The organism is Bacillota bacterium (assembly GCA_036504675.1).
Taxonomy (GTDB): Bacteria; Bacillota; Sulfobacillia; order JAJYWN01; family JAJZPE01; genus DASXUT01.
Map to the genome: position 1 here is coordinate 1 of DASXUT010000181.1, position 4,790 is coordinate 4,790.

The following is a 4,790-nucleotide window of genomic DNA, read 5'->3' on the forward strand; positions in this document are numbered from 1 at the left end:
CCGAAGGGCCCTGAAGGCCTCGGAGGCCGGCGCGGTCGGGTCGGTGTAGCTGACGATTCTTCCTTTGGCCACGAGTGTCACCTCACGAAAGTCACCATTCTACTGGAGTTATCGGTGAAAAGGGCCTGGGAGTTGAGACCGACACGCGAAGGCCCCCGCCGAAAATGGCGGAGGCCTTAATGGCGATCGGCGCTCGCATCACGCCGGTGACCGGCGTATTGTGGATTGACCGCGATTCCGCGGCCGGCCGGCAAAGGGAAGCGAGGTTTACAACTGTGCCAAACGACGAAGAGCCACCCAAGCCCCCGACTCCCTGGGCCAGAACTCAGGCTGAGATCTCGATCCTTCTGGAGAAGGCCGGCGTCCTGGACACCCATTTCAGCTTCATCCAAAGCCGGGGGATGTTGATCCTCCAGTTCCCATGCCCGGTGACCATGGACGGCCGGGTGGCCCAGATGGGCATCCGCCTCGTCATCTCAGGGGTCGACCCGAAGAACCGCGACGCAAAGCACCAGCAGTTGATGGTCTATCTAAAGAACAAGCTGGAAGCGGTGAACTCCGGCCTGGTCACCCTGATCCAGGAGTTCTTCCCCTACATCGTGGTCCCGGGGCCGTCAGGCACGACCGTGACCATGTACGAGATGCTGTCCACGCAGCTGGCCGACGGGTTACGGGACGGCCGGATCCGGCAACCGGAGCTCTTTCCGACCGGCTCGAAGGCCCCGTCGGCCCCGCTGGCTACTGAGGCGCCGAGCCCGAGCCCCGGCTCTAGCCCGACCCCGGCCTAGCCGGCTCCGGCCGGCACATCCCCAACTTCAGGATGCGCTGGTACTCCCGGAACTCACCGAGGATCCCCTCGGTGAGGCGGAGGGCCCGGTCGGGGTCCTGGCTGCGGCGGATGATGCCCAAGTACTTGTCGGCCAAGCCATTCATGGTGATGACGACGACCTCGATGGCCTTTTGGGGGTCGATGTCCGGGCGGAAGGTCGACAGGTCGATGTCCTTGAAGAGGATGGCGTAGCCCCTTTGAGTCGTCGCCCGGGTCCGCTCAGCCATCTCGGCCTCGAGCCCCTTGGGGAAGTTGAGCTGGCCCTCGAAGACGAACCGGTAGTAGAGCGGATTCTCCTCGAACAACCGGACTTTCTGCAGGCTGAGCAGGCTGATCCGCTCGAAGACATCCTTAGGCCAATCGGCCACGCCGGACCCCACCATCCGGTCCCAGAAGTACTCGAGAGTGCGGTCGAAGAGGTAGAGAAAGAGGTTCTTCTTGCTGCCGAAGTAGTGGAAGATGAGCCCCTTGGAAATGCCGGCGGCTTCGTGGATATGGTTGGTCGAGGCCCCGTGATAGCCGTGGTCCACGAACTCCTTGAGGCAGGCCTGCCGAATGGCCTCCTGCTTGTCCGGGGGCAGGCTGAGAAAGGCCTGATGGGGCGCGACTTCGGGGGCGGTAGGTTGGTCGATGAATTCCACCTCCCGTGGTCGGGACTAAGGTGCCACAGTGAGAGCAGAGGGGCCGCCGAGCGCAAAGCCCGGCGGCCCCTGGGTTCAAACGATGATGTCCTTGCGGTCGTAGAAGACGTAGGTCGCGGCCACCAGGCCGACCGTCAGGACGGTGAAAAGGACCAGGTAGACCGGGGCAATGGCCATCCGGTTGAGGATCTCGGCCGGATCGGCCCAGCCGAACGGGCTCAACCACCGGAGGGGGTCCAGCTTGATGCTGAGCTTGGCGACCACCGACAGGATGTAGGCCACCAGGACGAGGCCCACGCCCAGCGGGAAGAGCCGCTTGTACTTGGTGACGAAGACCGAGGCACAAAGCATGACGGCGGCGATGGCCAGGTCGATGAGCAGGCTGCTGGAGGCGAGGAGCAGGTAGCCCTGGAGGCTGAACGCCCCGACGTCAACCAACCTCATGGCGACGTAGCCGGCGGCGGTGACGACGACGTTGAAGAGAACGATGTACAGCCCGACGACAGCCACCTTGCCGGTCATCAGCGCCTTCCGGGTGACTGGCTTGGAGAGGAGGAACTCGATCGTCTTGTCGCTTTCCTCCTTGGCCGTCGCCCCGGCGACCAGCTGCACCGCGTAGATCCCCCCGGCGAGGAGGACGATGGCCAAGCCCTTGACGGCATAGAAGTCGAGGACGCCGTTGCCGGAACTGAACAGCTGCATGTTGAAGGCCGCCCGCAGCTTTTCGGGCATGGCGGCGATGAACTTGCTCAGCGCCTCGTTCTGACCGGCGAGGGACGGGTAGATGGTCATGTACAGGCCGACTAGGCCGGCGACCGCGGCCGTCCAGACTAGCCACGAGCGGAAGTTGCGCTTCAGGTCTCTCAGGAAGACGAGCACCAGGCCTCCTCCTTTCAGACCATCCGACGGTGGGACCGTCGCCGGTCTCAGACGGTGATGTCCTTGCGGTTGTAGAAGACGTAGGTCGCGGCGACGGAGCCGACGATGAGGACGGCGAAGAGGACCCAGTGGACCGGGGTGATGCTCTGTTTGGTGACCAGGTCGGCCGTGTCGGCGTAGCTGAAAGGGCTGAACCATTTGAGGACGTCGAGCTTCTCGGTGAGCTTGGCGGTGACGTTCAGCATGTAGGCCCCGAGGACGAGGCCGAGGCCGAGCGGATAGAGCGACTTGATCTTGGTCACGAAGACCGAGATCAGCAGGCCGACGGCGGCGAAGGTCAGGTTGATCAGGAGGCCGCCGAGAGACAGCATCCATAGGGCCTTGGCGCTGTATGGCCCGCTCTTGACGAGCTCGACGGTGATGTAGGCGGCGATGGCCTGGACCACGTTCAGGGCGACGACGTAGATCAGCGCCGCGGCCGTCTTCTGGGTGACCAGGCTGGTCCGGGTGATCGGCTTGGCCAGGAGGAACTCGATGGTCTTGTCGCTCTCCTCCTTGGCCAGGATGCCCGAGGCCAGCTGAATAGCATAGATGCTGGAGGCCAGGAGGAGGAGGATGGTCCCCTCGGTGGCGTAGAAGCCGAGGACGTCGGCAAAGTTGAGCTTATCCAGGCTGAAGGCCGAGAGCATCGCCTTCGGGAAGGCCTCGAAGAACTTCGAGAGGTCCTTGCCCTGCGCGACCATGCTCGGGAAGACGCTCATGATCAGGGCGAGGTACCCGACGATGCTGGCTGTCCAGATGGCCCAGGAGCGGAAGTTGCGCCTGATTTCGCGCTTGAAGACGGTCATCTCACTTCTCCTCCCGCTCGTAGTAGTGGAGGAAAATCTCCTCAAGCGAGGGCTCCTCCATCCAGACGTTCTCCAGGTCGGGCGCCTCGGCCAGGGTCCGCAGGAGGCCGTTGATCTTGCCGCGGTAGAGGAACTCGACCGTGCGGTCATGGACCTTCAGGTCGTCGGCGCCGGCCGGCTTGAAGGCGGCCGCCCGGTCCGGTGAGCCCAGCTCGACCTTGACCTTGCGATACCGACTCGTCCGCAGCTTGTCGATGTCCTCGACCCGCAGCAGGCGGCCGTCCTTGATGATCCCGACCCGGTGGCAGAGCCGCTGGACCTCGCTGAGGATGTGGGACGAGAAGAAGATGGTCGTCCCCCGCTGGTTCTCCTCCTCGAGGACCTTGAAGAAGCGCGACTGCATCAGCGGGTCCAGCCCGGCCGACGGTTCGTCGCAGACGAGCACCTTGGGCCGGTGCTGGAGGGCCTGGAGGATGGCGACCTTGCGGCGGTTGCCGAAGGACAGGTCCTCGATCCGGCGGTCCAGCTCGACCTCGAAGAGGGTGGCCAGCTCCTTCATCCGGGGGGTGTGGTCCCCCGGGTAGAACTTGGCCGAGTAGTCCAGCAGGTCGCGAACCCGCATGTCGTCGTAGTAGGCGACCTCGGAGGGGATGTAGCCGACGTCCTTCTTGATCTCCCGGGTATCCCGCTGGCAGTCGAGACCGAAGATCGACGCCGTGCCCTTGGTCGGGTGGATGAAGTCCAGCAGGGTGCGGATGGTCGTCGACTTGCCGGCCCCGTTCGGGCCGATGAAGCCGAAGAACTCTCCCTCACCGACCTTCAGGTTCAGGCCGACGATGCCGCGCGACTTCCCGTAGTACTTGGTCAGGTCGCTGGTCTGGATGGCGGCGGTCATGGTTGAAAGCCTCCTTAGCAGTTCGCCCGATTAGGGTCCCGATTGCCTGGGCCCGATTGCGAGCCGATTGACCAGGTGGTCAACGAGTCTCCATGGGAGATTATAGCGCCGGTTGACCAGGTGGTCAATAGCGATTTAGCAGGGCGATTTAGCAGGGAACCTTCCGGGGGGAAAAGCCGTCGAACCAATTGGTTCGATAACCACGGAAGGGGTAGACACTGGTTGAGACGCTCACGGACCATACGCACCAGGGCCCTCGTCGCGGGGCTCGTCATCGCACTACTCATCGCAACAATGCTCGCGGGCGCGGCCGGCTGCTCCAAGAGCAAGCTGCAGCCCAAAGCGGACTTCATTCCCTTCCCCACCAAGCAGCCGGGGACGACCGCGCCGAAGCCCCCCCAGGGCACGGCCGAGCGCCCGGCGTTGGTCTCCGTCCGCGTCGGCATCGGCGAGTATGAGGCCGCCAGTGGCGAGAGCATCGCCGACGCCATGTTCTACGGAAGCGCCAAGGCCATTGTCGGAACCGGGCAGTTCGTCGTCAACGCGACCTTCGAACCCATCCCCTCGGCCGACTGGTTCAAGCAGAACGTGACCATCGAGGGCGGCGATGCCCACCTTGTGCCTGATGAAGCCTACCAGTATGGCTGGGCCCAGTACCTCGTGGCCGAGGGTAAAGAGGGCGACACGGTCACCCTGAA

The 4,790-nt window shown here is 63.8% G+C and carries 6 protein-coding genes; 2 read left to right on the plus strand and 4 right to left on the minus strand.

Annotation, left to right across the window (positions count from 1 at the left end; all coding sequences use genetic code 11):
- Window positions 1-275 precede the first annotated feature (275 nt).
- On the plus strand, window positions 276-788 hold the full coding sequence (locus tag VGL40_14255; GenBank protein ID HEY3316425.1) for a hypothetical protein: 513 nt from the start codon (window positions 276-278) through the stop codon (window positions 786-788).
- Here VGL40_14255 and VGL40_14260 read toward each other — a convergent pair.
- From VGL40_14260 to VGL40_14275, 4 genes are all read right to left on the minus strand, one after another.
- Entirely contained in the window at window positions 769-1,470 is a 702-nt protein-coding gene (locus VGL40_14260; protein ID HEY3316426.1) for a TetR/AcrR family transcriptional regulator, read from the minus strand. The two genes, VGL40_14255 and VGL40_14260, sit on opposite strands and share 20 nt — an antisense overlap.
- A 75-nt stretch (window positions 1,471-1,545) precedes the next feature.
- Window positions 1,546-2,349 (minus strand): ABC transporter permease subunit, encoded by an 804-nt coding sequence (locus VGL40_14265; GenBank protein ID HEY3316427.1) that lies wholly within the window; start codon window positions 2,347-2,349, stop codon window positions 1,546-1,548.
- Between the two features lie 47 nt (window positions 2,350-2,396).
- A complete protein-coding gene (locus VGL40_14270) occupies window positions 2,397-3,197 on the minus strand; it encodes an ABC transporter permease subunit (GenBank protein HEY3316428.1) in 801 nt (266 codons plus the stop codon).
- Between the two features lies 1 nt (window position 3,198).
- The gene (locus VGL40_14275; protein ID HEY3316429.1) at window positions 3,199-4,092 is read right to left on the minus strand and encodes an ABC transporter ATP-binding protein; all 894 of its coding nucleotides are present in this window, start codon (window positions 4,090-4,092) and stop codon (window positions 3,199-3,201) included.
- Window positions 4,093-4,314: 222 nt separating this feature from the next.
- On the opposite strand from VGL40_14275, the gene VGL40_14280 reads away from it, so the two are divergent.
- Window positions 4,315-4,790 (plus strand): hypothetical protein (locus VGL40_14280; protein HEY3316430.1); only part of this gene is annotated, 476 nt, incomplete at its 3' end.